Origin of the sequence: Burkholderia sp. Bp9090, assembly GCF_003857985.1 — a bacterium.
In the GTDB taxonomy this organism is placed as follows: Bacteria; Pseudomonadota; Gammaproteobacteria; order Burkholderiales; family Burkholderiaceae; genus Burkholderia.
This window is the reverse complement of the sequence record NZ_QTPV01000020.1, coordinates 51,981-78,658: the sequence shown is the minus strand read 5'-3', so window position 1 is coordinate 78,658 and position 26,678 is coordinate 51,981. Positions and strand designations below refer to the sequence as shown.

At 66.5% G+C, this 26,678-nt stretch carries 23 protein-coding genes; 15 read left to right on the top strand and 8 right to left on the bottom strand.

The annotated features are described in order from the left end of the window. Positions 1-28 precede the first annotated feature (28 nt). Together DIE16_RS19450 and DIE16_RS19445 are read left to right on the top strand one after the other, a co-directional pair. Positions 29-1,987 (top strand): glycosyl transferase family protein, encoded by a 1,959-nt coding sequence (locus DIE16_RS19450; RefSeq protein ID WP_124893243.1) that lies wholly within the window; start codon positions 29-31, stop codon positions 1,985-1,987. Then, a complete protein-coding gene (locus tag DIE16_RS19445; protein WP_124520334.1) occupies positions 1,984-3,678 on the top strand; it encodes a bacteriophage N4 adsorption protein A in 1,695 nt (564 codons plus the stop codon). The genes DIE16_RS19450 and DIE16_RS19445 overlap by 4 nt, the downstream gene beginning before the upstream one ends. Before the next feature lie 41 nt (positions 3,679-3,719). On the opposite strand, the gene DIE16_RS19440 is transcribed toward DIE16_RS19445, so the two are convergent. Beyond that, positions 3,720-4,622, bottom strand: coding sequence for a hypothetical protein (locus tag DIE16_RS19440; protein WP_260426900.1), 903 nt, complete (start codon positions 4,620-4,622; stop codon positions 3,720-3,722). Between the two features lie 156 nt (positions 4,623-4,778). Between DIE16_RS19440 and DIE16_RS19435 the strand changes: the two genes are divergently transcribed. The 6 genes from DIE16_RS19435 (at position 4,779) to DIE16_RS19410 (ending at position 10,942) form a co-directional block, all read left to right on the top strand. Further along, positions 4,779-5,231 (top strand): hypothetical protein, encoded by a 453-nt coding sequence (locus DIE16_RS19435; protein ID WP_185735487.1) that lies wholly within the window; start codon positions 4,779-4,781, stop codon positions 5,229-5,231. 89 nt (positions 5,232-5,320) lie between these two features. Further along, positions 5,321-6,556 (top strand): Crp/Fnr family transcriptional regulator, encoded by a 1,236-nt coding sequence (locus DIE16_RS19430; protein WP_044847580.1) that lies wholly within the window; start codon positions 5,321-5,323, stop codon positions 6,554-6,556. Positions 6,557-6,578: 22 nt separating this feature from the next. After that, positions 6,579-7,343 (top strand): flagellar motor protein, encoded by a 765-nt coding sequence (locus DIE16_RS19425; protein WP_044847579.1) that lies wholly within the window; start codon positions 6,579-6,581, stop codon positions 7,341-7,343. Positions 7,344-7,361: 18 nt separating this feature from the next. After that, positions 7,362-8,039, top strand: coding sequence for an OmpA family protein (locus DIE16_RS19420; RefSeq protein WP_124645987.1), 678 nt, complete (start codon positions 7,362-7,364; stop codon positions 8,037-8,039). Positions 8,040-8,188: 149 nt separating this feature from the next. Further along, positions 8,189-10,051 (top strand): methyl-accepting chemotaxis protein, encoded by a 1,863-nt coding sequence (locus DIE16_RS19415; RefSeq protein ID WP_124893239.1) that lies wholly within the window; start codon positions 8,189-8,191, stop codon positions 10,049-10,051. 102 nt (positions 10,052-10,153) lie between these two features. Then, on the top strand, positions 10,154-10,942 hold the full coding sequence (locus DIE16_RS19410) for a hypothetical protein (RefSeq protein ID WP_124893265.1): 789 nt from the start codon (positions 10,154-10,156) through the stop codon (positions 10,940-10,942). Positions 10,943-11,086: 144 nt separating this feature from the next. On the opposite strand, the gene wecB is transcribed toward DIE16_RS19410, so the two are convergent. Continuing rightward, complete coding sequence (gene wecB, locus DIE16_RS19405) at positions 11,087-12,304, bottom strand: non-hydrolyzing UDP-N-acetylglucosamine 2-epimerase (protein WP_124488785.1); 1,218 nt, start codon at positions 12,302-12,304, stop codon at positions 11,087-11,089. A 1,274-nt stretch (positions 12,305-13,578) separates the two neighbouring features. Here wecB and glmS point away from each other — a divergent pair. From glmS to DIE16_RS19385, 4 genes are all read left to right on the top strand, one after another. After that, entirely contained in the window at positions 13,579-15,396 is a 1,818-nt protein-coding gene (glmS, locus tag DIE16_RS19400; RefSeq protein ID WP_124893237.1) for a glutamine--fructose-6-phosphate transaminase (isomerizing), read from the top strand. 543 nt (positions 15,397-15,939) lie between these two features. Further along, positions 15,940-16,143, top strand: coding sequence for a cold-shock protein (locus DIE16_RS19395; RefSeq protein WP_006485974.1), 204 nt, complete (start codon positions 15,940-15,942; stop codon positions 16,141-16,143). 270 nt (positions 16,144-16,413) lie between these two features. Beyond that, positions 16,414-16,638 (top strand): hypothetical protein, encoded by a 225-nt coding sequence (locus tag DIE16_RS19390; protein ID WP_044847573.1) that lies wholly within the window; start codon positions 16,414-16,416, stop codon positions 16,636-16,638. Between the two features lie 329 nt (positions 16,639-16,967). Further along, on the top strand, positions 16,968-17,378 hold the full coding sequence (locus DIE16_RS19385; RefSeq protein ID WP_124893263.1) for a TIGR02594 family protein: 411 nt from the start codon (positions 16,968-16,970) through the stop codon (positions 17,376-17,378). A 142-nt stretch (positions 17,379-17,520) separates the two neighbouring features. Here DIE16_RS19385 and DIE16_RS19380 read toward each other — a convergent pair whose 3' ends face one another. From DIE16_RS19380 to DIE16_RS19360, 5 genes are all read right to left on the bottom strand, one after another. Then, entirely contained in the window at positions 17,521-18,957 is a 1,437-nt protein-coding gene (locus DIE16_RS19380; RefSeq protein WP_124893236.1) for an efflux transporter outer membrane subunit, read from the bottom strand. A 16-nt stretch (positions 18,958-18,973) separates the two neighbouring features. After that, the gene (locus DIE16_RS19375; RefSeq protein WP_124488781.1) at positions 18,974-20,548 is read right to left on the bottom strand and encodes a DHA2 family efflux MFS transporter permease subunit; all 1,575 of its coding nucleotides are present in this window, start codon (positions 20,546-20,548) and stop codon (positions 18,974-18,976) included. Between the two features lie 13 nt (positions 20,549-20,561). Then, positions 20,562-21,650 (bottom strand): HlyD family secretion protein, encoded by a 1,089-nt coding sequence (locus DIE16_RS19370; RefSeq protein ID WP_124520327.1) that lies wholly within the window; start codon positions 21,648-21,650, stop codon positions 20,562-20,564. A gap of 61 nt (positions 21,651-21,711) precedes the next feature. After that, complete coding sequence (locus DIE16_RS19365; protein WP_044847568.1) at positions 21,712-22,143, bottom strand: MarR family winged helix-turn-helix transcriptional regulator; 432 nt, start codon at positions 22,141-22,143, stop codon at positions 21,712-21,714. 107 nt (positions 22,144-22,250) lie between these two features. Further along, positions 22,251-23,171: a LysR family transcriptional regulator gene (locus DIE16_RS19360; protein ID WP_044847567.1), complete on the bottom strand. Its 921-nt coding sequence runs from the start codon at positions 23,169-23,171 to the stop codon at positions 22,251-22,253. A 112-nt stretch (positions 23,172-23,283) separates the two neighbouring features. Between DIE16_RS19360 and DIE16_RS19355 the strand changes: the two genes are divergently transcribed. The 3 genes from DIE16_RS19355 to DIE16_RS19345 all read left to right on the top strand — a co-directional run bounded on the left by DIE16_RS19355 (position 23,284) and on the right by DIE16_RS19345 (position 25,467). After that, on the top strand, positions 23,284-23,712 hold the full coding sequence (locus tag DIE16_RS19355) for a MarR family winged helix-turn-helix transcriptional regulator (protein WP_044847566.1): 429 nt from the start codon (positions 23,284-23,286) through the stop codon (positions 23,710-23,712). 65 nt (positions 23,713-23,777) lie between these two features. Beyond that, positions 23,778-25,025 (top strand): aconitase X, encoded by a 1,248-nt coding sequence (locus DIE16_RS19350; protein ID WP_044847565.1) that lies wholly within the window; start codon positions 23,778-23,780, stop codon positions 25,023-25,025. Then, positions 25,018-25,467 (top strand): aconitase X swivel domain-containing protein, encoded by a 450-nt coding sequence (locus tag DIE16_RS19345; protein ID WP_124893234.1) that lies wholly within the window; start codon positions 25,018-25,020, stop codon positions 25,465-25,467. The genes DIE16_RS19350 and DIE16_RS19345 overlap by 8 nt, the downstream gene beginning before the upstream one ends. 63 nt (positions 25,468-25,530) lie before the next feature. Here the strand turns inward: DIE16_RS19345 and DIE16_RS19340 are convergent, their stop codons facing one another. Next, a complete protein-coding gene (locus DIE16_RS19340) occupies positions 25,531-26,613 on the bottom strand; it encodes an AraC family transcriptional regulator (RefSeq protein WP_124893232.1) in 1,083 nt (360 codons plus the stop codon). Positions 26,614-26,678: the final 65 nt, after the last annotated feature.

The following is a 26,678-nucleotide window of genomic DNA, read 5'->3' as shown; positions in this document are numbered from 1 at the left end:
ACAGACGAGCGAAAATCGCGGAAAGGTAATGGATAATATGATATGGAGTGCGTATTTATATGCGCTCAACCTTGTCGCCATTGTGACCGCCCTCGTCATCCTGGTCAGCACGCTGGATGACCTGACGCTGGATGGCTGTTACTGGTCATTCGAAATCGGGCGCATCCTGCGTCGCGAGAAATCGCAGACCGTCGACATCGGCATGCTGCGCGCGCTGGAAGAGCGCCATCTGGCACTCATGGTGCCGGCATGGAAAGAGTACGACGTGATCGCCAAGATGATCGAAAACACGCTGGCGACCATCGAGTACGAGCGGTATGTCATCTTCGTCGGCACCTATCACAACGACGCCGAAACCACGGCGGAAGTCGAACGGATGGTCCGCCGGTATCCGGGCAGGGTGACGCGTGCCACGGTCATGAACGACGGGCCGACCTGCAAGGCGGACTGCCTCAACTGGATTCTCGAGGCGATCCTGCGTTACGAAGCGGTCCATCATATTCAGTTCGCGGGCGTCGTCATGCACGACTGCGAAGATGTCATTCACCCGGTCGAACTCAAGTACCTCAACCATGCGGTGGCGGAGAGCGATCTGGTCCAGCTTCCCGTGCTGTCATTGCCCCGGAAATGGAACGAGTTCGTCGCCGGCTGCTATCTCGACGATTTCAGCGAAACGCACCAGAAGGACGTGCCGGTGCGGGCACGCTTGACCGGGGTCGTGCCGGGCGCGGGTGTTGCATCGTGCTACAGCCGGCGTTCGATCGAAGCGGCGATGAAGGAGCGCAACGGTTGCCCGTTCAACACGAGTTCGCTGACCGAGGACTATGACTTCAGCTTTCGCTTGAGAGACCTCGGCATGAAGGAAACCTTCGCCCGCACGCCGCTTTCGGACATCGTGCGCGATGCCGGCGGCGAGCGCGCCAAGGACGGTGCCGCCGGTCGAAACCTGCTGGCCACGCGCGAGTATTTTCCCAAGACATTCCGCACCGCCTACCGGCAGCGCGCGCGCTGGATTCTCGGTATCGCGTTTCAAGGCTGGGAGCAACTCGGCTGGAAGGGCGACTTCCTCACCCGCTACATGTTCTTCCACGATCGCAAGGGCATCGTGACGTCGCTGTTTTCGGTGATTGCCTATGGCGTGCTGCTCAACTTCGTGTTGCTTTCCGTTCTTCAGAATGCCGGTCACGTCATTCCCGCCAGCGCTCACCTCGTGACGGCCAGTGCCTGGGTCACGCCGCTGCTGTGGGTCAACACCCTCATGCTGTTCGCCCGTGCCGGACAGCGCTTCTACTTCGTCAGCAAGCTGAACGGCCCGCTCCAGGGGCTGCTCTCGATCCCGAGGATGTTCGTCAACAACCTGATCAATTTCTGCGCGGTGAGTCGCGCGTGGCGCATCTATGTCGGCCACCTGGTGAGCGGCAAGCCGATCGCATGGGACAAGACCAGTCACACATACCTGTCCAACGAAGAACTCGGGAAAGTGCGCCACAAGATCGGCGAGATCCTGGTCGGCTGGGGCGTGGTTTCCCCGGCGCAACTGGAGGACGGCCTCGAGCGGCAACTGACATGCGGCAAGCGGCTGGGCGAACTGTTGCTCGAAGCCAGTGCGTTGTCCACCGAATCGCTGGCGGATGCGATCGCCGAGCAGGCCGATCTGCCGCGGGTAAGCCTCGGCAACGTAGCGGTGGGCCACTTCGCGGACTCGCTGGCATTCGAGCTGCAGTACGCGTATCGTGTCGTCCCGTTTTCGACCGCCGCCGACGGGACGCTGAACGTCGCGGTCGGGCGGCCGCTTACGCACGACGAACAGGACGTCGTGCGGCGCGGCGCCCGAACGAACGTTGCGTATTTCATTGCCTGCGATGCGGAGATCGCCGCCGAACTCGGCCGGCACTCGCGCTTCGTCGAAATCGCGCGGCTGCGCGACGGCGACGGCGCGACGCAGCAGGCAGTGCCGGTGAAAAAGCCGTCGGGAGAACAGGCATGAAGCGCTCGACACGTCCGATCGCGGCCGGCCTCAAGCGCTGCGCACGCTTGAGCGCGCTGGCCATTGCCCTGTCGCTCGCCTGGCAGGCGCCGGCATCCGCCGCCCAGCAGCTCAACCCCAAAGCCTATCGGCTCGCCGATGGCGCCTACAAGGCGATCAACGCAGGCGACCTGCCCCGCGCGGAAGCGTACGCGTTGCGCGCCCTCAAGATTCAGCCGGGAAGCGAGCAACTCGGGCTGTTGCTCGTGGATGTGTACCGGCGCGAAGGGAAAGTCGACGAAGCGGACGCGCTGCTGGAATCGCTTAGCGTTCGTTTTCCGAAAAGCGCGGCGGTACTGGCGCAGCATGGCTATCTGGCGCAGCGGCAGATGCGCTACGACGTCGCGTGCAGCAATTTCGCGGCGGCCGTCGCGACTGGAAACTGGAGCAAGGAGCAGCAGCGCAACTTGCGCCTCGCGTGGTCGGACAGTGCGCTCGCGGCGAAGCGTCCGCACGAGGCCGGCGTCGCGCTGGCGCCGCTGGCTGATGAAAAATCCGCCGTGATTCAGTTGCGTATCGCGCAGATGAGCTTGCAGGCGGGCGACCACGACAGCGCGCTCCGCGTGGCCGAGCTGGCGGCCGGCGACGCATCGACCGATGCCGAGCGGAGCATGGCCGAGTCGATCGCGGCACAGGCGCGGCAAGCCGATCAGCAGCCCGAGGTGCCGGTGGACGATACCGCGCAACGGACCTTGCAGCACGCCTATGATCTCCTGCGCGAACACAAGGATCGCGAGGCGCTCGACGCATTTCAGGAAGGTTTCGCCGGTGGCGCCGGCAACGCGATGAACTACGCGGACGCCGGCTATGCGGCCAAGCGGATCGGCTTGAACGAGCAGTCCGTCCAGATGTTCGAGCAGAGTCTCGACGCCGACGAAAACGAACATGCGTTCGACGCGCAGCGCAAGTTCGGCTATCGGCGGGAGGTCGAGCAACTCGAGCGCACCTGGGGTTTCGTGCTGAGCGCGCCATACCAGTCGGCCGCGTTCGGCCCGCAAGGCACGATCAGCGTGCTCCAGCCGGGTATCGAGGCGTATTGGCAGCCGCCGAAGATCGGCTATCGGAACGGCCGCATTCTCCAGTTCTTCGTGCGCGGATACGGCACGGCCTACGACGGCACGGGCAACGTGACCGGCATGCCGACCGTGCAGGGGTCGGTGGGCGTGCGCTACAAGCCGATACCCGATCAGAACGTGGTGGTGACCGCCGAGCGGTTGTTCCATATCGGCAGCCTGTCGATGACGGACTGGCTGATGCGCCTGGGTTACTCGTCGGAGGCGGGCACCGACCTGCGGGTCACCGAACCGAGCTGGCGCAGCTGGCAGGCCTATGTAGAAGGTGCGTACTTCATCAATGCCGGGCGTTACATCATCTATTCGGAGTTGCGTTACGGGCACACGTGGCGCTTGCCGATGATCAGCGACCGGCTGACCGTCTACCCGCACGCCGCGGTGGCGGGCGATCACGACAACCGTCAGCCTGACAAGACGGCAATCGGTGCGGGGCCAGGGGTCCAGTTCAGGTACTGGTTTCGCGAAGGCAGGTATACCGCGCCGGCGAGCTATCTCGACGTGACGGTGCAATACCGGTTCGGGTTGACGTCAGCGGCACGCGCACGTGGTCTCGTGGTACGCGCGACATTGTGGTTCTGAGCAACTGCGCTGACGATCAGGCGACTCGATGGTGAGGCTGATCAGCTGGGCGACTTGAGCGTGATGATCGTTTGACGCAGCAGCTGGAAGTACGAGCTGGTCGAATACGGAAGCATCTGCTCGACGTAGTTCCACCAGAAGAATCCGCCGATGAAACGCGGATCGGTCATGCTGTTGACCATCGGGTAGTAGGTCTTGATCAGGTTCTGCTGCACCGACGCAGGCGCCGCGATATCCGACGTGCCGATTTCGCCGAAGCCGACCTTCGCGTTCGGGAAGATGCTTTCCAGCGCCGCGAAGTCGTTGTTCCACGACGGATTCAGCCCCGGGCAATCCTGGTACGGGTAGTAGCTGAACAGCGCGTAGTCGGCCTGCTGGCGAACCGTCGCCGGCAGGAACGCGGTCGGCCACGTCTTCCAGTAATCCTGCGGCTTCTCCCAGCAGTTGTTGCCCTTGCTGTCGTCGTTGTAGTACAGCGTGATCGCAGTCTTGCCGCCGTTCGATTTGACGATCGTGTTGGCCGCGGCGACCATCTGGCCGATCTGCTGCTCTTCCGAATTGACCACGGTGTTCGTGCCGCTCGGATCGTTGCGCAGCCATTCGCCGTTGATTTCGTTGGCGATTTCCCACACGTCGACCGTGTTCTTCAGCTGCGACACCAGTTCCTGCGTGCGCGCCTTGTACGTCGTGATATCCGTCGGGAAATAGTACGAATCGTAGACTTCGCCCATCACGTATGCGACCGAGTGCAGGCGCAGCAGCGGTGCGTAGTAGTCGGCGGCCGACGTGCCCGGATCGAACACGACGCGCACCGTCGGTCGGTACGGCAGGTTCTGCAGCGACGCGATGATCGCGTCCAGTTTCGTCAGGTCATCGAGCGTGACGCCGTAGACCGGATTCTTCAGCGGTTCGACCTGGGCGTTGGCGGTTTGGGACAAGGGCATCAGCCCGGCATAAGCAACGCATGCGGCAATGGCCGTGCGTGAGATGGTTTTCGTCAGTTTAATCAAAACTTCGGTTCCGTCCTAAGGTAAGAAGAAGCGAGATTTTAGACGAAAATAAAAGGTAATTATCGGACGATATGCGCAATAAGGGGGCGGATGCTGCGGAATGGAAATTGCTGCGCGGCTGGCTGGCGATCAAAAACGCAGCATCCCGAAACGTTTGCAAGCGGGCATCGGGACGACCGGCGGAACGGCGAACCTCCTGACGACCGGGCGTGGTGGCGCATTCGGGTATACGCGCTGCGATTCGGCTTCGGCTTCGCGGTCGGCTTCGACATCGACATCGACATCGGCTTCGGCTTCGGCTTCGGCATCGACTTCGACTTCGACATCGGCTTTGACATCGGCTTCGACATCGACTTCGCCATCGTCAACACTGCCGTGCTCACGATCGGCCGCATCGTTCGCGATGGCCAGGCGGTGATCCGATCACGGGCGGTGCCGCACGCATCGAAGAATCTGCTGACGATGCTGGCAATCCGCAAACGTTTCACGTTGATTTTCGTCGGTAACGCGCAGGATTTCGCTAAAGGATGCCGGCGCCGATGACGTTAAACGGGCACGGGGATGACTGCCGATCGCATGCATGTGACATGCGACGCGCAGTCCGCAACAACCAGCGCTGCAGGGGAACCAACATGAATCGTCAGCAATCGTGGACGCGTACGGCCGCGCCCGGCGAGATCATCTACTCGGAGGGCTTCGCCGGCGAGCCCGTCATCTTTCTGATCGCCGACGGCAAGGTCGAGCTGTCGACGCGCTGCGACGACAAGCGCGTCGTCGTCGCGACGCTCGGGCGCGGCGAGTTCTTCGGCGAATCGGCGCTGCTCGCCGCCGAGCCGCGCGCGCATACCGCGAAGGCGCTGTCGTTCTGCCAGCTCACGGTCGTGCCGGCCGCGACGATCGACGAGGAAATCGAGCACGTGTCGGCGCTGCTTCGCCACATCGTGCGCACGATGATCCGGCGCGTGAAGCGCAAGGACGACCAGCTCGCGACCTATACGCATGCCGACTTCATGCCGGGCGTGCTGTCGTATGCGCACGTGCTGTCGCTGATGGCGGGCGCCGACGCGCGCGGCTCCGATGACGCGTGGTCGCGGCGGCCGATGCAGGCACATGCGGAGGTGTCGGTGCCGCTCGCGGAGGTGATCCGCCGGTGCCGCGCGATTGCCGGCCATTCGCGCCCGCACGTGCTTGCGATGCTGCGCCGCATGGAGAAGCTCAATCTCGTCACGATCGAAGCCGCGCAGGGCGACCATGCCGGCGGCGCGGCCGATTACCCGGCGTCGTCGGATGCGCGCCAGACCGTCACGTTCGATGCGGCGCGCGTGGTCGATCGCGCGCAGCAGGTTGCCGATCACGATCTCGACGTGTCGATCAACAGCGAGCTGGAGCTGATCGAGCTCGCCGATCTCGAAGCGCTGATCGGCGTCGACCGGAAGCTGCTGCTCAACAAGCTGTCGCACGGCGAGATCGCCGACGAGGTGTTCGCGTTCCGCAAGTCGAAGGTGCTCGGTTACGTCGGGCAGAAAGGCGTCGCGTATTTCTCGCGGCGCAGCCCGCGCGCCGGCGGCGACGTGCGCGCGCTCGAGGATCTCGTGGGGGTCGACCAGCGCACGCTGTTCGACGTGATCAGCGCATTCGATACGTACGATCTCGCGAAGCTGATCGCGAGCCTCGACGATCGCGCGGTGGCCGACAAGCTGTTCTCGGTGATGACGGAAGCGCGGCGCAACGAGGTGTCGTGGGTGATGCGCCGCGAGCTCAAGCTCGACCCGATCGAGATCGAGGAGATCGAGCGGCGCGTGCTCGATGCCGTGCGCGCGGCCAAGGCGCCGGCGGCGTCCGTGCCGCCGGCTTCATCCGCCGCGTAACGCCCACCCGACGGAGACATCCATGGACCTGTTGACCCTGGCCGGCGTGCTGCTCGGCGGCGTGGCGATCGTGTTCGGCTTCGCGCTGGAAGGCGGACATTTTTCAATGCTGTTCCAGTTCGAAGCGCTCGTGATCGTGCTCGGCGGCACGCTCGGCGCGGTGATGATCCAGAATACGTGGGCGCGCTTCTTCGATGCGGTGAAGCAGCTGCGGCTCGCGTTCGTGCGCGCGCAGGAAGTCGACCGCAAGCACCTGACCGACCTGCTGGAGTGGGGCGATCGCGCGAAGCTCGACGGGCTGCTCGCCTTCGAATCGATGGACGTGAGCGGCATCCATCCGTTCGCGCGGCGCGGGCTCGAACTGCTCGCGAACGGCGTGTCGACCGCGGTGCTCGAGGACGCGCTGCAGCGCGAGCTCGACGCCTACGAGCGCAGCCGCCTCGCGGCCGCGCGCGTCTGGCACCAGGCCGGCGGCTATGCGCCGACGTTCGGCATTCTCGGCTCGGTGCTCGGGCTGGTGCAGGTGACGAGCCATATTCTCGAACCGGCGCAGCTCGGGCCGGGCATCGCGGTCGCGTTCATCGCGACGCTCTACGGCCTCGCATTCGCGAACCTCGTGTTCCTGCCGCTCTACGGCAAGCTGCGCGCGCAGATCGACAGCGAACTGCGGTTCCGCAAGCTGTATCTCGACGGCTTGCTCGCGATCTCGCGCAAGGAGTCGCCTCACACGATCGAGACGCGGCTGACCGGCGACGTGCGCGGTCGCGCGGCGGAGTCGCTCGCATGACGCACCGGGAGCTTCGACATGACCGCTCGAACTGACGGCGCGCGCGCGGGTTCGGCCGCGGCCGGGCGCGACGACGATGAGGCCGAAGGCACGCAGTCCGGGCGCTGGCTGATTTCCTACGCGGATCTCGTCACGACGCTGATGGTGCTGTTTCTCGCGCTGTACGTGCTGCAGCTCGCGAAATACAACGCGCTCGATGCGCGTTATCAGACGCTTGCGCGGCATGACGGCGGGACGGCAAGCGCGCCCGACGCAGCGACCGGGCGCATGCCCGCGTGGCTCGCATCGCTCGACGCGCTGAAGGCGGCCGGCCACATCTCGCTCGTGCGCGCGCCGCACGGCATCGAGATCGGCATCGACGCGAAGATCCTGTTCAACGTCGGCGATGCGCGCTTGCTGCCGGACGCGACACCGGTGCTGAGCCAGATCGCGCAGGCGCTGAGCGCGCATGCGAGCGGCGACATCCTCGTCGAAGGGCATACCGACAGCGTGCCGATCGCGAACGCGAAATACGAGTCGAACTGGGAGCTGTCGTCCGCGCGGGCGGGCAGCGTCGTGCGCTATCTGGCCGATCGCGGCGTCGCGCCGCACCGGCTCGCCGCGATCGGGCGGGCCGATACGCAGCCGCTCGTCGCGGGCGACGATGCGGCCGCGCGGGCGCGCAACCGGCGGGTGACGATCTTCGTCGCGTATTGAGCGCGCGAACCTCGACGGGCGCGCGACGGCCGCCCGTCGACGACATATCGGATCTCGGATGACGAACATGTGAACCCGGCGATGCGATTCCGCGCATGCCTGCCGATAACCCAGGCTGGCTCAGACCGAGCGGTTATCGAGGGTTCCCCATGCATTTCTGGCGCAAGCTGTCCATTCAGAACAAGCTGATTCTCAGCATGACGAGTTGCCTGCTCGTGTTCGTCGCGATTTCGAGCGGGTTGAGCGTCCGTCTGATCGGCAACGCCGTGCGCGATCGCGTCGTCCGCGAGGAGCTGCCGACGGCCGTGAGCGGCATCCGCGCCGACGTGCAGCGGCAGATGGCCGGGCCGATTGCCGCGTCGCGCCTCCTTGCGCGCGATGCGTTCCTGCTGCAATGGGAGGCCGACGGCGAGCCCGATGCCGGCACGCGCAGCTGGATTCAGCTCGCGAAGAACGTGAAGGACGAGCAGAAGGCGGCGTCCGTGCAGTGGGTGTCGGTGAAGAGCGGCAACTACTACAACGAAGCCGGCCTGCAGCGGAAGGTCACCGACAAGGATCGGTGGCTGACGGATTTCCTCGCGTCGGGCAAGGCCTACGAGGTGAACATGGACCGCGAGGTCACGGCCGGCGGCTACATGATGTTCATCAACAGCCGGGTGGAGCTCGACGGCACGCCGATCGGCGCGACCGGCATGAGCCTGTCCGTCGACGTGCTCGCGAAGGGGATCGCCGCATACCGGATCGGCGACACCGGGTTTGCGTACCTCGTGCGGCCGGACGGCGCGATCATGATGCATCGCGATGCGGCGCTGATCGACGGCAAGCACTTCCTGAAGGACGAACCGGGCCTGCCCGGCGACGCATCGTCGACGCTGCTGGCCGGCAAGCCGTATGCGACGCTGAGCTACGACGGCGACGGCGGCGCGCGCTTCATCGCGACATCGTTCGTTCCGGAGCTGAATGCGTACGTGGTCGTCGAAGTGCCGCAGGCCGAACTGCTCGGGCCGGTGACGCGTGCGGTTCGCAGTGCGGCGCTCGTCGCCGCGATCGCGGGCCTCGGCGTCGCGCTGGTCGTGATCTGGCTGGTCGGGCGTGCGATCGCCGCGCCGATCCGCCGCGCGGCGACGCTGCTGTCGGACATCGCGAGCGGCCAGGGCGACCTGACGCGCCGGATGACGGTCGAAAGCCAGGACGAGATCGGCCAGCTGTCGGACGCGTTCAACCGTTTCGTATCGTCGTTGTCGACGCTCGTCCACCGGATCCGCGCGGCGTCCGCGTCGATTGCGACCGGGTCCGCGCAGATCGCGTCGGGCAATGCCGACCTCAGCGAACGCACCGAAGGGCAGTCGGGCAACCTCGAGCGGACGGCTTCGTCGATGGAGGAAATCACGGCGGTCGTGCGCAACAACACCGAAACCGCGACGACGGCCGCGCAGCTGATCACCGGCGCCGCTGACACGGCGACGCGCGGCGGGCAGGTCGTGGGCGAAGTCGTGACCACGATGGAGCAGATCAGCGATGCGTCGCGGCGGATCGCCGAGATCATCGTGATGATCGACGGCATCTCGTTCCAGACCAACATCCTCGCGCTGAATGCGGCGGTCGAGGCCGCCCGCGCCGGCGAGCAGGGGCGCGGGTTCGCGGTCGTCGCGGCGGAAGTGCGGAACCTCGCGCAGCGCAGCGCGCAGGCGGCGAAGGAGATCAAGGCGCTGATCGAGCACAGTGCGGGGACGGTGAGCACCGGGTCGCGGCTCGTCGGCGAGGCCGGGAAGGTGATGCGCGATGTCGTGTCGCAGGTGCAGGGCGTCAGCGCGATGATGAGCGAGATCGCCGAGGCGAGCCTGGAGCAGAGCGCGGGCATCGACCAGATCGGCGATGCGGTGCAGTCGCTCGATCAGATGACGCAGCAGAACGCGGCGCTGGTCGAGGAAAGCGCCGCGGCCGCGGAGAGCCTGAAGCAGCAGGCGGCGGATCTGACGCGCCTGGTATCGGCGTTCAAGGTAGATGAATAGCATCCGCGCGACGTTAGAATGAACGCGTTTCTGGGGGACGGCTGCCGTGGGGATACGGTAGCCGTTTTCGCTGTCGGCGCGGGAATCGGTGACGTCATAAAAATGAAGCGCATTTCAAGACTGAAGATCGGGGTGGGGGCGGTGGTGGTCGCGGCGGTGCTCGTCGCGGTCGGGGCGAAGGTGATCGCATCGCCGGCGGATGCGTATCTTGCCTATCGGAAGCAGGCCGCGGCGGCCGTGGCGGCGGCCCGGATGGAGGATCGGGCGGGCCTCGACCGGCAGTACACGGCCGACGTGAACGCGCGGCTCGCCAAACTAATTGGCACGGTCAGGGCGAGAGGGTTCGTCGCGCAGGCCGAGGGCACGGTGCAGAGCGTTGGCCCGGTCGACGGGATGCCGCCGGGGCCGGACGGGTTGTCCTTCAAGTCGGACGACGGCAAGACGCATCTCGTCGTGACGACCGTTCCGCTGCTGAAGGCCTGGGCGAGCACGGCGGACGCCGGCATCAAGCCGACCGACGACGTCGCCGCGATGTTCGGCAACGAAACGCTTTACACGCACGTATTCAGCGACGACGCCGCCGCGTTTCGCTTCGCCGAGTTGCCCGTCAAGCGGCAGCCGGCCGACGGCGTGGTGAAGGCGTGGCTGCTGGGCGAAAGCCAGGACGGCGTGCCGGACGGGCCGAACACGCTGGCCGTGTCGGTCCGGCAGGGCCAACGCGTCTATATCCTGTGGCGGGGCGTGACACTGCGCCCGATCGCGGCGTGCGGCGCGGCGCGCGTGCCCGAGAACGTGCGGCAGGCGTGTTTCGCCAGGCAGGTGGGGACCCAGCGGATTTATCCGCGGCTGGTCGCGCAGGCGCAATCAATGGCCGATGCCGTGGTCCGATAGCGGGATAGCGGGCGGCAGACACGGGTCGCAGCCGTCGCTCGCACGGCGCGATTCGACGGCGCTGGATGGAGGTTCGCGTCCGACGAATGACGGTCGGCGACATCACGCGTCGCCGACCGTCGGCATGCCGTCCGGCGAGCGACTTCAACGCGAGCGCAACGCCTGCAACCCCAGGGTGAGCGGGTTGAACGGCATCTCCGCGGCGCCCATCGAAAAGCTCGTCGCCTTTGCGGTCGCCCCGGGCGCGTGCATCAGCGCATGAACGATCCGCTCGCTCGCATGGCCGTCGCCATACGGATTGCTCGCGCGCGCCATTTCCTCATACGCGCTGTCGCTGTCGAATAGCCGCGACGCCTCCCAGACGATCCGCTCCTGGTCCGTGCCGACGAGCCGCGCGGTGCCGGCGTGGATCGCTTCGGGCCGCTCGGTCGTCTCGCGCGTGACGAGCACCGGCTTGCCGAGTGCCGGCCCTTCCTCCTGGATGCCGCCCGAATCGGTGATGATGAAGTGCGAGCGTGACATCAGGAATACGAACGAAAGGTATTCCTGGGGTTCGATCAGGTAGATGTTCGGTACGCTGCCGAGCAGCGCGCGCGCCGGCTCGCGCACGTTCGGATTCAAGTGCAGCGGATAGACGAACTGCGCATCGGGATAGCGCTTCGCGAGCGTGCAGAGCGCCTCGCAGAAATGCCGGAATGGTTCGCCGAAACTCTCGCGGCGATGGCCGGTGATCAGCACGACGCGGCGCGACGCTTCGAGAAACGGAAAGTGTGCGGCGACCTTGTCGTGGAGCGCGCTATCGTGGTCGAGCATGCGCTTGACGTCGTGCAGCGCATCGATCACGGTGTTGCCCGTCATCACGACCGCACCCACCGGCACGCCTTCGCTGAACAGGTTGTCGCGCGCCTGGCCGGTCGGCGCAAAGTGCCATGACGATACCGCATCGGTCACGCGGCGATTCAATTCCTCCGGCCACGGCGACCAGATGTCGCCGCTGCGCAAGCCCGCTTCCACGTGCCCGACCGGCAGATAGCGGTAGAACGCCGCGATACTGACGGCCAGCGTCGTCGTCGTGTCGCCGTGCACCAGCACGACGTCCGGACGCAAGTCGTCGAAGACGGTCCCGATCGCCTGAAGAATGCCGGTCGTCACGTCGGTCAGCGTCTGGCTCTGACGCATCAGGTTGAGATCGTAGTCGGGCTTGATGTCGAACAACGTGAGGACCTGATCCAGCATTTCCCGATGCTGGGCGGTCACGCATACGCGGGCATCGACATCCTTGCGCGCCTTCAGCGCGCGGACGAGCGGCGCCATCTTGATGGCTTCCGGTCGAGTTCCGAACACAAGCAAGATCTTTTTCATCGATGTCCTCGTTGAGCATCTTCGCGCCGGAAGATCCGGCGTCTGGCGCCAGGCATGGTTGCAGGCAACCCGTCCCGTCCCCGCATGTATCGGCGCCAGTCGCGCGACATGCAGCGGTATTGCGGGGCGAGCGCGCCGTTTTTGTCCGCGTGGTCTGCGCCACGCAATCGTCGAACTACGGCCGTCCCGTTGCACCTCGTCAATCACGTCATGAGCATTTCTCGCTGTGTCGATCGCCATGTCTGCCGGTCAGGCCGCGTACGTTTCCACGTCGCTGCGCGCCCGCACCCGTTCCTCCTTCCGATAGAGCAATATTCAAACCAGTGGCCCTGTGGCCGGCCCCGCTTCGCGCCGCACCGGTGGAATGCCAGGGAACGTTTCACAATTGCTACGAGCGCGATTGCGGCGCCCTGCCGCGGTGCGGGTAAAAATCCGACCGTTTGCGCCATCGAGCCGGTCACGTCATGCGGAGGATGGCGACTTGCGTCGCGCGCTGGCTGCCGATCGAACCGCATGCGCCGTGTCACGCGCCTCGGAGCGTTTCGACATGCGAGTTTTGTCCGGGCAACGTGGGGGACGTCGTCGGCTGCCACGCAGTGGTTCCGCACGAAGGATGACCCTGACGAATCGCGGCGCTCGCATCGTCCGTAGCGGGCGATGCGAAATGTTGCGTATCTGTAACGACCGTCCGGAGCCGGCCGGCCATATCCGCACGTCGGTTGGTCGATGTGTGCCACGCCGCGCACGGAGCGTTGCCGGACAAGAGCCCTGCAACGACAGCCTGCAGCGGTCGACCAGCAGAAAGGGTGGCGCGCGACGTTTCGGTTCACTGAAGGCGGAAGATCCCGCTAGGGGGGAGGTGAACCCTGATTCACCGGTGAATCAAAAACACGCGATCCGTGCCGCGAGCCCGTCGATCGGGTACCCGCAGGCCATTGCATCACGGGGCAGGGCGATCCATGGCTCACCGCTTGCTTTGTTCAGGAGGACAGGCGTGCCCGTCCGAGTTCGAGCGACGACGGAAGGGCGGGGATACCGATACGACAAACCTGCCAGGCGCGACGACCCGTGCCGGGCGGGCGGCGTGCAGGCCGCGCTTGACCTCGCACCACGGCCGGTTGCCGACGCGACGGAGTGTGTGCCGGCCATTACGCCGATGCCGACCCGCTCGCTCCCGCCCATGCGGGTTCACGATGGCGAAGACAACGGTGACCGGATCGCGTTGATACAGAAGCGCACGGTCGATCAATGGAAACAGGGGAAGGAGACGTGTCATGTGTGGCATCGTCGGCGCGGTCGCGCAACGGAACGTCGTTCCGATTCTGATTGAAGGTCTGCGCCGCCTCGAGTATCGCGGCTACGATTCATGCGGTGTGGCGACCGTCGTCGACGGCCAGGCGCGCCGCGAACGCAGTGTGTCGCGCGTCGCCGATCTCGACGCGCACGTGCGCAGCGCCGGGCTGTCCGGCAGCACCGGCATCGCGCACACCCGTTGGGCGACGCACGGCGCGCCCGCCACCTGCAACGCGCATCCGATCTTCTCGCGCGACGAGATCGCGCTCGTGCACAACGGCATCATCGAGAATCACGAGACGTTGCGCAGGCAACTGTCCGACGAGCATTACCAGTTCGATGGCCAGACCGACACCGAGGTCGTCGCCCACCTGATCCATAGCAAGTACCACGGCGACCTGCTCGCCGCCGTGCGCGATGCGACGTCGCAGCTGCACGGCGCATACGCGATCGCGGTGTTCAGCAAGCACGAGCCGCAGCGGCTGATCGGCGCGCGGGTCGGCTCGCCGCTCGTCGTCGGCCTGAAGGACGACGAATGCTTCCTCGCGTCGGACGCGCTCGCGCTCGCCGGCATCACCGACCGCTTCATCTTTCTCGAGGAGGGCGACATCGTCGAATTGACGCCGGGCGGCGTGCGCATTCTCGAACGCGGCGGCACGCCGGTCGATCGTCCGATCCAGACCGTCTCGTCGACGCAAGGCGTGGTCGAGCTCGGGCCGTACCGGCATTTCATGCAGAAGGAGATCTTCGAGCAGCCGCAGGCCGTGGCCGCGACCATCCCCGATGCGGGGCTGTTCGATCCGGCGGCGTTCGGCCCCGATGCCGCGCGCGCGTTCGAGCAGATCGACAACGTGCTGATCCTCGCGTGCGGCACGAGTCACTATTCCGGCCTGACAGCGCGCCGCTGGCTCGAGACGATCGCGCGCCTGCCGGCGCAGGTCGAGATCGCGAGCGAATACCGTTACAGCGATGCGCTCGCGCTGCCGAATACGCTCGTGGTCGGCGTGTCGCAATCGGGCGAGACCGCCGACACGCTCGCCGCGCTCAAGTATGCGCAGGCGCTCGGGCATATCGATACGCTCGCGATCTGCAACGTGCCGACCAGCGCGATGATGCGGCAGACGAGCCTGCGGTTCCTGACGCGCGCCGGCCCGGAAATCGGCGTCGCGTCGACCAAGGCGTTTACGACCCAGCTCGTCGCGCTGTTCATTCTCGCGGTGACGCTCGGCCGGTTGCGCGGCTACGTCGACGATGCGCAGCTCGCGCGCTATGCGACGCAGCTGCGGCGGCTGCCGGGCGCGCTCGACGACGTGCTCGCGCTGGAGCCGCAGATCGAGCGCTGGGCCGCGGAATTCTCGCGGCACGAGAATGCGCTGTTTCTCGGGCGCGGGCTGCATTACCCGATCGCGCTCGAAGGGGCGCTGAAGCTGAAGGAGATTTCGTATATCCACGCGGAAGCGTATCCGGCCGGCGAGCTGAAGCACGGCCCGCTCGCGCTGGTGACGCACGCGATGCCGGTCGCGACGATCGCGCCGAACGACGCGCTGCTCGAGAAGCTCAAGTCGAACATGCAGGAAGTGCGGGCGCGGGGCGGTCAGCTGTACGTGTTCGCCGATGCCGATACGCGGATCGACGGCAGCGAAGGCGTGTCGGTGATGAGGATGCCAGATTACTACGGGCTGCTGTCGCCGATCCTGCACGTCGTGCCGCTGCAACTGCTCGCGTATCACGCCGCGTGCCTGCGCGGCGCGGATATCGACAAGCCGAGGAACCTGGCGAAATCGGTGACGGTCGAGTGACGGGCAGGGCCGGCCGACGATTGCCGGCCGGCCCGCGCGGACGGTCAGCGCAAGGCCGCCGCCCGGGCCTTCACGATCTTGCCCCGCTGCAGCACGTACGCGACACGTTCGCCTTCTCCAGCGACGAGGCCGATATCGTCGAGCGGATTTCCGGCGAGCACGACGACGTCATGGGCGCAGGGAATCGGAGGAGGCTGTCGACACGATACGGGCGGATCGAACGGAAACCGGAAGGCGGGAAAATCGTTGCCGATCGGCCCGTTCGTGCGGAGATCATGTGCAACGCGCGCCCGGCCAGGCCACGCGCGCCGTCAGTCAGGGCCGCATCGCTTCGCCCGAACAGCGGGTCGCGAGGTAAAACAGTTACAAGTTAGCCGTTGACGCGCATCTCCCCGGCGGTTAGTGTGTGCGTCGAAGTCCAAGAAGTCCGATTGCTGTTCATCAATTGCTCGCTCTCCTCAGCGGTATTCGTTGTCCTCTCCCTCCTTGATGCTTCACGCGCTCTCCAGCAGGGCAAATCTTCATTTTTCTCAAGGAATCTTCATGGATACCGGTATCGTCAAGTGGTTCAACGACAGCAAAGGCTTTGGCTTCATCACGCCGGACAACGGCGGCGACGACCTGTTCGCTCATTTCTCGGAAATTCGTGCCGACGGCTTCAAGACGCTGGCCGAAAACCAGAAAGTGAGCTTCGAGACGAAGCAAGGCCCGAAGGGTCTGCAAGCGGCCAACATCAAGCCGCTGTAAAGTCTGAAGGGCCCGGCCATCCCACGATGGGCGCCGGGCCGCAGCGACATCCGCACGGAGCTTGGTCTCGTAAAGTTGGCGCGCTCGTTTCCGGCTGCGTCTGCTCATTGAGCCGCCAACCAGGCGCCATACACTTCGTTCCCCCTCCGGCCGCAGCGCCGTACTTTCGCTTTCCGACTGCTTCAGATTCAGCTCGCAATGGCGTTGGATCGGCGCATCCGTGCACATATCGCACGGCACGCGCGCAGCCGAACATTATTAAAATTAAAAATGCAAAACACACAAAATCACCAATACAACGGCTATGCCGTCCGGCCCTCGGCGCATCGTTTGCCCGATGGCAGTTTTTCAGCCAACCTGCTGCTCGAGCGCATCGATAGCGCGTCTGTCGAAGGCCGCTACCGGTTCTATTCGCTCGATTACTTCGCGAGTGAAGCGCAGGCATTGCGGCACTCGGAACGCTGGGCACGCAACTGGGTCGATACGCGCGGTTAAAGGCAGCGCCGTGGGACCGGATACCCGACGCATAGGAGTCGCCCGGGCGCGCAACAATGCGCGCCCGAACCTCGCGTGCGATCAATTCTGTACCTCCCGACTGGAGCCGCGCGCTCGATTCGGGTTACCGGATTTTCCTTTCGACGCCGGTGGCGCATGACGCTATCCCGGCGTCGAAGTGGGTGGCGTACTTGAGAGGCCTGGGCTGACCGAACGGTGGTGCCGACCTCCGCATCCGTGCGAAGATTGCACGCACATCACACTCGCCCGAGAACGACGTGACCCGAGCAAATCCTGAGCGCAACCCGGACGCCGCCGATCCGCCGTGGATGGCCGTCGCCCTGGCCGAACTCGGCATCCGCCGCCATCCGCCCGGCAGCGTGAACCCGCGCATCGTCGAGTACAACAACCGGACGAATCTGGTCGGCTACGACGACAAGATTTCCTGGTGCTCATCGTTCGTCAACTGGTGCATGACGCATGCGGGCATCCGCGGCACGGGGTCCGCGCTCGCGCGTTCGTGGCTCGAATGGGGCCGCCCGCTGGACAGCCCGGTCTACGGCTGCATCGCGATTCTGACGCGTGACGATCCCGCGAGCTGGAAAGGGCATGTCGGGTTCTACTTGCGCCACGACGACGAGTACGTGCATCTGTTCGGCGGCAATCAGCTTGAAGAGGTACGCGAGCTTGCGTACCCGCTGAACGAAGTGATCGGTTACCGCTGGCCCGACGCGGGATGACCTCGTCCTCCGGCATACGCGAATTCGCAATCGCGTGGTTGGCGGCTTGCTTGATCGCGTTGTCGGGCGAATGCCCGGGATCGTGCGGCTGAAGAGCGGGGCCCCGGCACGTGTCGAGGCCGGCGCCGTATCGTGATCGCGCCTAGTTCTTCGCCACGGCTTCCACCTCGGGCCCACCGGCCGCATCATTCCTGCTCCACCCGCCCCCGAGCGAGCGATACAACGCGACCGCCGCCAGCGCATGCTCGCGCCTGACCTGGTTGAGCGCGTCCGAATCCCGCAGATACACCTCCTGCGCCGACAGCACGTCCAGAAAATCCGTCGCGCCGCCCTTGTAGAGCTGGTTCGCCAGCCCGAGCGCCTTGTCCGAAGCCGCGAGCGCGCTGCCGAGCCGCTGCGTCGCTTCATCGCTGCCGACGAGGTTCGCGCGCGCATCCTCGACCTCCCGCAACGCCTGCAGCATCGTCTGCCGCAACCCGAGTTCAGACTCGCGCATCCGGCTTTCGCTCTGCGAGATATCGGCGGTAATCCGTCCCGCGTTGAAGATCGGGCTCGTCGCGCTCAGCGCCGCGCTGAACAGGTTGTCGGTCAGCGTCGGCAACCCGAGATACGACGCGGCCAGAATCCCGTCCGTCAGGTTCAGCGAGAACTTCGGATACCGCTCGGCCTTCGCGACACCGACCTGTGCCGCGCGCCGCTCGACCTGTGCGTAAGCGGTCAGCACGTCCGGCCGGCGCAGCAGCGCCTGCGACGGCAGTGTGGCGGGCGACCCGGCCGGCGGCGCCGGAATGGCGCCGCCCTGCGCGAGCACGAGCCGGTCGACCGATTCGGGCGTGCGGCCCGAATACACGGCGATCAGGTTGAGCTGATGCGCGATCTGCGCCTGCGTCGGCGGAATCCGCGCCTCCAGCGCATCGAGCTGGTTCTGCGCGCGCGTGACGTCGAGTTCCGTCGACAGCCCGAACGCCTGCCGCTTGCGCGTGAGTTCGAGCGCATGCCGGCGGATCGCCGCGTTGTCCTCCAGGATCTTCAGTTCCTGCTGTGCCCAGCGCAGGTCGACATAGGCGGATGCCGCATCGGCCGCGAGCGCGAGCCGCATCGCGTCTTCCGCATGCTTTTGCCCGACCAGCTCGGCCTGCGCGGCCAGCAGGTCGAGCCGTTCGCCGCCGAACACGTCGGGCGACCAGCTCAGCGCGAGCCCCGCACCGGCCTGCCGCACGTAGCCGAGCGGCGGCGGCGTGTTCTGGCGCGCGTCGGCCGCATGTGCGGTCGCGTCGAGTTCCGGCAGCAGCACCGCGCGCTTCTGCACGGTCAGCGCCTGCGCCTGCTTCACGCGTTCGGCGGCGGCCTGCAGATCGAGGTTGCCGTCGAGCACGGTCGCGATCAGCCGGTCGAGCACGGGGTCGTTGAACTGCGCCCACCACGCGGCGGCGTCGATGTCGGCGCGCGGCACGTCGGTGTCCCACGCGGCGGGCGCAAGCGACTGGACGGAATCGTGCAGCGCGGGATGCTGCGCGGGCTGCACCGCACACCCTGCGGCGAAGGCGCTGACGGCCAGCGCGACGAGTAGCTTTTTCATGATGACGACCTTGGCTTCAGTGCGCGTCCGGCGGCGGCGCGTTCAGGGTGATGGGACGGGAAAACGCGACGGCGACCAGCGCGACCACGAAGCACAGCGACAGCACGTAGTACGCATCCGCGTAGGTGAGCGTCAGCGCTTCCCGATAGATCAGGCGGTGCAGGTTCGCGAGGCCGGCCTGCGCGGTATCCAGCGTGTTGCCGGCCACCGAGGTCCAGTACGCGGCCTGGCGGTCGAGCAGCGACGCGACTTGCGGCTCGCCGGCGCTCACATGCTCGTTCAGGCGCAGGTAGTGGAAGTTCAGCCGGTCGTTGAGCATCGTCGCGCTCACCGCGATGCCGATCGCACCGCCGAGGTTGCGCATCAGGTTGAACAGGCCGCTCGCCGATTTCAGCCGCGACTGCGGCAGCGAGCCCAACGCCATCGTCACGATCGGCGGCACGCTGAACTGCTGGCCGATGCCGCGCAGCGCCTGCGGCAGCAGCAGTTCCCGCCAGCCCCAGTCGTGCGTGATCGGCGTGTACAGGTAGCAGCCGAGGCCGAAGCAGATCAGCCCGAACACGAGCAGCGCGCGCATGCTGAAGTAGCGCGCGGCGAATGCATACGCGCAGAGCGCGAGCAGCTGGAACGCGCCGACCGACAGCAGCGCGATGCCGATCTGCAGCGAACTGAACGCCCGCACCTGCGCGAGAAACAGCGGCGTCAGGAACACGGTGACGAAGATCCCGATACCGGTCACGAACGACAGCAGGCTGCCGATCCCGAAGTTGCGCACGGCGAGCGCGCGCAGGTCGACGATCGGGTCTTCCGCGGTCAGGGCGTGCACGATGAACAGGAAGCCGCAGATGGCGGAGATCCACGCGCAGAACACGATCACGTGATCGCCGAACCAGTTCTTGCGCGGGCCTTCCTCGAGCACGTATTCGAGGCAGCCGAGGAAGCCCGACATCAGCACGATGCCGAGATAGTCGCCGCGCTTGACGAGGCTCAGGTCCGGTGCGTCGATGTGCACGTAGCGCGGCACGAGCGCGGCCACCGCGATGCCCGGCACGAGGTTCAGGTAGAACAGCCAGTGCCACGACCATTGATCGGTGATCCAGCCGCCGATCACCGGCCCGATCGCCGGCGCGAGCGACGCGAGCGCGCCGATCGTCGTCGACGCGATCAGCCGCTGCTTGCCGGGGAACAGCACGAACGCGGTCGTGAACACGGTCGGGATCATCGCGGCGCCGAGCGCACCCTGCATCCCGCGGAACAGGATCATCGAGTTGATGTCCCACGCGAGCCCGCACAGCATGCTCGTGATCGTGAAGCCGACCGCCGACGCGGTGAACAGCCAGCGCGTCGACATCACCTTCGACAGCCAGCCCGACATCGGGATCACGATGATCTCGGCGATCAGGTAGGCCGTCTGCACCCACGACAGCTCGTCCTGGCTCGCGGAGAGCCCGCCGCCGATGTCGCGCAGCGACGACGCGACGATCTGGATGTCGAGCGTCGCCATGAAGAAGCCGACGCACATCAGCGCGAACGCGAAGACGCGCTGCCTGGTCGGTTGCGACGCGGGGTCGCCGGAAATCGCGGTGGTCATCGCAGGCTCCCGTTCAGTTCGCGTGGTCGGTATGCACGGTCACGACCGCGGAGAGACCCGGGCGCAGCACGTGCTCGATGCCCGGCTGCGGATCGAGATGCACGCGCACCGGCACGCGCTGGACGATCTTCGTGAAGTTGCCGGTCGCGTTCTCGGGCGGCAGCACGCTGAAGGTCGCGCCGGTCGCGGGCGCCAGGCTGTCGACGCGGCCGTGGAGGCGCGTGCTCGACGCATCGAGCGTGACGTCGACGCGATCGCCTGAGTGCATCTTGCGCAGCTGGTCTTCCTTGAAGTTCGCGTCGATCCACAGCCCGGCCGCGGGCACGACCGTCAGCAGCGGCACGCCGACGTTCGCGAGCATCCCGACGCGGCCAGTGCGGTTGCCGACGTAACCGTCGACCGGCGAGCGGATCGTCGTGTACTCGACGTTCAGCGCCGCGACGCGTTGCGCGGCGAGTGCCGTGTTCACGCGGGCCCGCGCATCGGCGAGCTGCGCGCCGAGCACGTCGAGCTGCCGCTTCGACGCTAGCAGCGCGGCGTCGCTGCGTGCGACGGCCGCATCCGCCTTCGAGTAATCGGCGTCCGCGCGCTCGACGATCTGGTTCGATACCGCATCGGATTTCACGAGCTCGCGGTAGCGCACGCGATCGGACGACGCGCGCGTGAGCTCGGCCGACGACGCATTCCGGTCCGCCGCATGCTGGCCGATCACCGCGTATTGAAGTTGCTGCTTCGCTTCGAGTTCGGCCACCGCGGAGCGCGCGCTGTCGACTTCCGCGCTCGCCTGCGCGAGCTTCGCATCGTAGTCGCGCGCATCGAGCTGCACGAGCACGTCGCCGGCCTTCACGCGCTGGTTGTCGGTCACGAGGATCTTGTCGACGAAACCGTTCACCTTCGGTGCGAGCACCGTCACGTCGCCGCCGACATACGCATCGTCGGTGCTCTCCTGGAAACGCAGCACGAACAGCCAGTCGAGCGCCGCGGCCGCGACCGCGACGACGACGGCGGCCACCGCGATCCGCATCCACGGCACGCGGCGCTGCTTTGCCGGCCGGTCGGTTGTGGCTGCCTCGCGGGAGGCAGCGGCTTGGGTCGTTTCCATCGATTCACCTATGTATATGCACTTATTGAAACGACCGACGACGCGTCGCCGATCGGGGAAGTTAGCGTTCCGGCAGGTTGTGCGTGATCCGGAACAATTCGTCTCTGAGGCGGGCCGCCTGCGCCGGTCCGAACCGCTGCTCGAACGCTTCCTGTGCGGCGAGCCAGTGCACATGCGCGTCGGCGATCTTCGTTTCGCCGTGCGCGGTCAGCGCGAACGTCTGGCGCCGGCAACGCGGCTCGAGCCGGCCCGTGACCAGCGCCGCGCCGACCAGCGGCTTCAGCGCGCGCAACAGCGCGGTGCGCTCGATCACCAGCACGGCCGACAGCGTCGCCATCGTCAGGCCCGGACGCTCCCGCAGCAGCGCGAGAATGCTGTACTGCGACGGCGTGACGCCCGCCCGCGACAGGTAGCGCTCGTAGAACTGCGAGATTCGCCGGGCGGCTTGCCGGACCGCGAAACAATCGTCATCGATAAGCGTGGACTTGTGCATGTGCACATATTAGGTGCCCACGCGATGCGAAGCGAGCGGCGAGACAGGATCAGATTGGTGCCGTGGCTGTACCAATCGGCGGTGGAAAGGTGCGTTTGCGCGCCGGATCAGGCCGCGGCCGGAACAATCGAGCCTTCGCGGTCGTAGTACGCGGCCGTGTAGTCGATGAACGCCTTGACCTTCGCGGGCAGCAGCGCGCGGTTCGCGTAGGCGAGCTTGATTTCCACGAACGCGTCGACGAGATCGGCGCCTTCGAGCAACTGCACGAGCGCACCCGACGCGAGTTCGGCTTCGACGAGCGCTCTCGGCACCACGCCGATGCCGAAGTCGTGCATCACCATTTCGCGGTTGAAGACGGGGCTGTTCGACGAAACGTCGAAGCTCAACGGCACGGTCAGCGTGTCGCCGTCGACGCGGAACGACAGCGCGGGCCGGCGCAGCGACGGCGACATCGGCACGAACATGTGGCCGGCGAGCTCGGCCGGTGTTTCGGGACGCGGATGCGCGCGCAGGTAGGCGGGCGTCGCGACGATCACCACCGGAATGCGTTCGATCAGCCGCACGACGGTCGTCTCGCTCGTCAGCATGTACGGCACGACGATGCCGATGTCGTAGCCTTCGCCGACGAGGTCGACCGGGCGCTCGGTCAGCGTGACGTCGAGCCGCACCTTCGGATGCGCGGCCTTGAAACCGGCGATCAGCGGCACGAGCCGGTTCAGCGCGGCCGTCGTGTGCGCGACGAGCCGCAGCAGTCCCTCGGGCTCGCGCGTGTACGACTGCGCCTGCGCTTCCAGCGAGTCGAGCTCGTCGAGCACCGCCGCGCATCGCTCGTAGATGCGCTCGGCGGTTTCGGTCAGCGAGACCTGGCGCGTGGTCCGGTGCAGCAGGCGGCTGCCGAAGCGCGCTTCCAGATCCGCGACCGCCCGCGACACGACCGGCCGCGCGAGGCCGTGCATGTCGGCCGCGCGCGTGAAGCTGCGCATTTCCACCACCGACCGGAAGATCCGCAGCTTGTCGATGTAGTCCATGTCCGTCTCCTCGAAGCGATGGCGCGGCGCCGGATGCGCGCGGCCGGCGCCGGCCCTTGTTACGGCCGAGTGTACATTGACTTTATGCATATGCACATATAAATTGCCGGTCATGAACGACATCCAGATGGCCCAGGCCTGCAATTGCCTCGCGCTGCGTCAGGCGGCGCGCTTCGTCACGCAACTCTACGAGCGGCATCTGGCCCCCGTCGGCGTCACGGCCGCGCAGTTCTCGATCATGGCGAACCTGTCGCGCCGGCCCGGCCTGTTGATGAGCGAACTCGCCGACCGGCTGGTGATGGACCGCACGACGCTGTTGCGCGCGCTGAAGCCGCTGCAGCGCGACGGCTTCGTCGCCGCGGCCGCGTCCGAGCATGACGCCCGCGCGCATGCACTCAGCCTGACGAAGCTCGGCGAGCGCACCTACGCGCAAGCGAAGGTCGCGTGGCAAGCCGCGCAGGACGAGTTCGAGACGCAATTCGGCCAGGGTCGCGCCCAGGCGTTGCGCGACGAGTTGTTCAGCCTGACGGCGCAGCGCTAGGCGCGACGCGCGGTAGTATGACAAAAGCGATCCGGATCCACCGGACGAGACACGAGGAGCCCCCCATGCTGCAGTTGAGCGAACGCGACGACGCGATGTTGCGCGGCGCATTCGGCGACGGCGTCGCGCGCGCGATGCGGATCGTCGCGCGCACGGCCGAGGTCATGTCGGCGCCGCACCTGATCGACATCACGTCCGCGCATATCGACGGCTGTCTTTACCACGGCCGGACCAGCCTCGACTTCGTCGAGTATTTCGTCGACACCGGCGCGCGGGTCGCGGTGCCGACCACTTTGAACGTCGGGTCGCTCGACCTGATCCATCCCGAGCTGTATCACGGCGACCGCGCGATCCAGCGCGACGCGCAGCGCCTGATGGATGCGCATCTGCAGCTCGGCTGCGAATCGAGCTTCACGTGCGCGCCGTATCAGCTGAAGAATCGTCCGCGCCTGGGCGAGCAGATCGCGTGGGCGGAATCCAATGCGATCGTGTTCGCCAATTCGGTGCTCGGTGCGCGTACCAGCCGCTACGGCGACTTTCTCGACCTGGCCGCCGCGATCACCGGGCGTGCGCCGTATGCGGGGCTGCACGTCGAAGCGAATCGCGCGGCGCGGATCGTGTTCAACGCGCCGGACTTCGGCAAGCGGCCCTCGCGCGACATCTATTTCGCGGCGCTTGGGCTTCTGATCGGCCGGATCGCCGGCGCGACCGTGCCGGCGATCGTCGGGCTGCCCGCGGACACCACCGAAGACGAACTCAAGGCGCTCGGCGCGGCTGCCGCATCCAGCGGGGCGGTTGCGCTGTTCCATGCGGTGGGCGTCACGCCCGAGGCGCCGACGCTCGACGCCGCGTTGCACGGGCGGGCGGCGCAGCGCACGGTCGATGTCGCGATGGCCGATCTCGACGAGATCCGCCGCACGCTGAACCACGGCGCGGCCGGCGATGCGCTCGTCGCGGTTGCGCTCGGCACGCCGCACTTCTCGCTGGCCGAGTTCCGCACGCTCGACGCGCTGCTCGATCAGTTCGACGGCCGGCCGAAGTGCGATTTCTACGTGAACACGAGCCGCTTCATCCTGTGGGAGCTGGGCGAGCTCGGGCTCGCCGGCAAGTTCGACGCGCGCGGCATCCAGATCGTCGTCGATACCTGCACGTACATCACGCCGGTCATGAAACAGCTGTCGGGCCTGGTGATGACCAACTCGGGGAAGTGGGCGTCGTATGCGCCCGCGAACATCGGCGTCACGGTGGCGTACGGCAGCATGCGCGAATGCGTGCGTTCCGCGTTCGAAGGAAAGGTGCGATTCGATGACTGATGCAACGATCGGGAAACTGACGGGCGACACGCTCGTGCCGGGCAGCGCATGCGCGAAGACGATCGTGCTCGACAAGCCGCTCAGCTTCTGGGGCGGCTACGACTCGGGGGCGGGGCGGATCGTCGATCGCGGGCATCCGCAGGCGGGCGCGAGCCTCGCCGGCCGGATCATGGTGATGCCGCACGCGAAGGGCTCGAGTTCGAGCAGCAGCGTGCTCGCGGAAGCGGTGCGCAACGGCACGGGGCCGGTCGGGATCGTGCTGAAGGAGCGCGACCTGATCATCTCGATCGGCGCGATCGTCGCCGCCGAGCTGTATGCGATCGCGGTGCCGGTGGTGTGCGTGACGGACGACGTGTACGACGCGATCGTCGCCGCGACGGGCGAGGTGCGGATCGAGGCGGGTGAGGGCGATGGCGGCGCGTGGATCTTCGTCGGCGGTTGACGGGCAGCGCTTGGTTCTGTTCACGTCGGCGATGCGGGCGACGGGGCGCGCGCGCTTTCCGGCTCACTCGCTCGCCGGGGCGCCGGCCGCTTCCCGATACGCACTCGGCGTCTGCCCGGCCCAGCGCCGGAATGCGCGCGTGAAATTCGCCGGGTCGGTGAACTGCAGCCGCTCGGCGATCGTCTTCAGGTCGAGGTCCGACGCGCAGAGCAATTGCTTCGCGTCGCGAAACCGCGCTTCGTCGAGCAATTGCCGATAGCTCGACCCGGCGTCCTCGAGCCGGCGCCGCAACGTGCGCGTCGATACCAGCAGCGCGTCCGCGAGCGCCTCCGGGCTCGAATAGTCGCTGGCCGTTCGCGCCAGTTCCGCGCGCACGCGCTCGACGAGATCGCCTTCCTCCTGGCGTACCTGCGCATACTCGCGCTCGACCTGCACCAGCGCCTGCCGGTGCGCGACTTCGTCGGCGAGCGGCAGCGGCCAGTCGAGCACGTCGTGCGCGATCCACAGCGCGTTCGCCGCGCAGCCGAATTCGACCGGCGGCAACTGGTCGCGATAACGCGCGAAATAACCGGGCTCGGGCCACGTGAAGCGCAGCACGATCGGCGGCGACGCGCGTCCGGACCACTGCGAGATGTTCTGCGCGAGCCCCGTCAGCACGAACTCGAACATCACGTGATGCTGCAGCACGGGGCTCGCCTGCACGCCGTGCAGCTCGAGCGTCGCGCCGTGCGCGTCCTCCGCGTAGGTCAGCCGATATTGGCGGTTGCGCATCCGGAAGTAGCGCTGCGTGACGACCAGCGCTTCCCGGATGTCCCGCGCGGTCAGCGTCGCATAGCCGAGGAAGCCGTGCACGGTCGGCTTCAGCAGCAGCCCGAACGCCAGCCCGATGCCCGGATCGCCGCCGATCTCGATCGCGTTGAGCACGAGCCGGCCCCATTGCGACGGCGCGACGCGCGCGTCCGGTTCGGCCAACACCGCATCGCGCAGCCCGGTGCCCGCGCGCACGGCGGCCAGGTCGACGCCGCGTGCGGCCAGCGCCTGCAGCAGCAGGCGCGTATAGGCGACCGGAATCGTCGGCCGGCGTAGCCCGAGGTGGTCCTTGCGTGATGGGGAGGTCATGTCGATTTGGCCGGAAATGACAAGCATTATGGCTGTTTGCCCCCTCACGTTCAAGGCGGCGCGCGGCCTACGATGACACGCATCGCTTACCG

Bases quoted from the DNA above. Each gene is read 5' to 3' on its own strand.
- DIE16_RS19450 (WP_124893243.1), top strand. From the start codon at position 29: ATGGATAATATGATATGGAGTGCGTATTTATATGCGCTCAACCTTGTC.
- DIE16_RS19445 (WP_124520334.1), top strand. From the start codon at position 1,984: ATGAAGCGCTCGACACGTCCGATCGCGGCCGGCCTCAAGCGCTGCGCA.
- DIE16_RS19440 (WP_260426900.1), bottom strand. From the start codon at position 4,622: ATGCCCTTGTCCCAAACCGCCAACGCCCAGGTCGAACCGCTGAAGAAT.
- DIE16_RS19435 (WP_185735487.1), top strand. From the start codon at position 4,779: ATGCTGCGGAATGGAAATTGCTGCGCGGCTGGCTGGCGATCAAAAACG.
- DIE16_RS19430 (WP_044847580.1), top strand. From the start codon at position 5,321: ATGAATCGTCAGCAATCGTGGACGCGTACGGCCGCGCCCGGCGAGATC.
- DIE16_RS19425 (WP_044847579.1), top strand. From the start codon at position 6,579: ATGGACCTGTTGACCCTGGCCGGCGTGCTGCTCGGCGGCGTGGCGATC.
- DIE16_RS19420 (WP_124645987.1), top strand. From the start codon at position 7,362: ATGACCGCTCGAACTGACGGCGCGCGCGCGGGTTCGGCCGCGGCCGGG.
- DIE16_RS19415 (WP_124893239.1), top strand. From the start codon at position 8,189: ATGCATTTCTGGCGCAAGCTGTCCATTCAGAACAAGCTGATTCTCAGC.
- DIE16_RS19410 (WP_124893265.1), top strand. From the start codon at position 10,154: ATGAAGCGCATTTCAAGACTGAAGATCGGGGTGGGGGCGGTGGTGGTC.
- wecB (WP_124488785.1), bottom strand. From the start codon at position 12,304: ATGAAAAAGATCTTGCTTGTGTTCGGAACTCGACCGGAAGCCATCAAG.
- glmS (WP_124893237.1), top strand. From the start codon at position 13,579: ATGTGTGGCATCGTCGGCGCGGTCGCGCAACGGAACGTCGTTCCGATT.
- DIE16_RS19395 (WP_006485974.1), top strand. From the start codon at position 15,940: ATGGATACCGGTATCGTCAAGTGGTTCAACGACAGCAAAGGCTTTGGC.
- DIE16_RS19390 (WP_044847573.1), top strand. From the start codon at position 16,414: ATGCAAAACACACAAAATCACCAATACAACGGCTATGCCGTCCGGCCC.
- DIE16_RS19385 (WP_124893263.1), top strand. From the start codon at position 16,968: ATGGCCGTCGCCCTGGCCGAACTCGGCATCCGCCGCCATCCGCCCGGC.
- DIE16_RS19380 (WP_124893236.1), bottom strand. From the start codon at position 18,957: ATGAAAAAGCTACTCGTCGCGCTGGCCGTCAGCGCCTTCGCCGCAGGG.
- DIE16_RS19375 (WP_124488781.1), bottom strand. From the start codon at position 20,548: ATGACCACCGCGATTTCCGGCGACCCCGCGTCGCAACCGACCAGGCAG.
- DIE16_RS19370 (WP_124520327.1), bottom strand. From the start codon at position 21,650: ATGGAAACGACCCAAGCCGCTGCCTCCCGCGAGGCAGCCACAACCGAC.
- DIE16_RS19365 (WP_044847568.1), bottom strand. From the start codon at position 22,143: ATGCACAAGTCCACGCTTATCGATGACGATTGTTTCGCGGTCCGGCAA.
- DIE16_RS19360 (WP_044847567.1), bottom strand. From the start codon at position 23,171: ATGGACTACATCGACAAGCTGCGGATCTTCCGGTCGGTGGTGGAAATG.
- DIE16_RS19355 (WP_044847566.1), top strand. From the start codon at position 23,284: ATGAACGACATCCAGATGGCCCAGGCCTGCAATTGCCTCGCGCTGCGT.
- DIE16_RS19350 (WP_044847565.1), top strand. From the start codon at position 23,778: ATGCTGCAGTTGAGCGAACGCGACGACGCGATGTTGCGCGGCGCATTC.
- DIE16_RS19345 (WP_124893234.1), top strand. From the start codon at position 25,018: ATGACTGATGCAACGATCGGGAAACTGACGGGCGACACGCTCGTGCCG.
- DIE16_RS19340 (WP_124893232.1), bottom strand. From the start codon at position 26,613: ATGCTTGTCATTTCCGGCCAAATCGACATGACCTCCCCATCACGCAAG.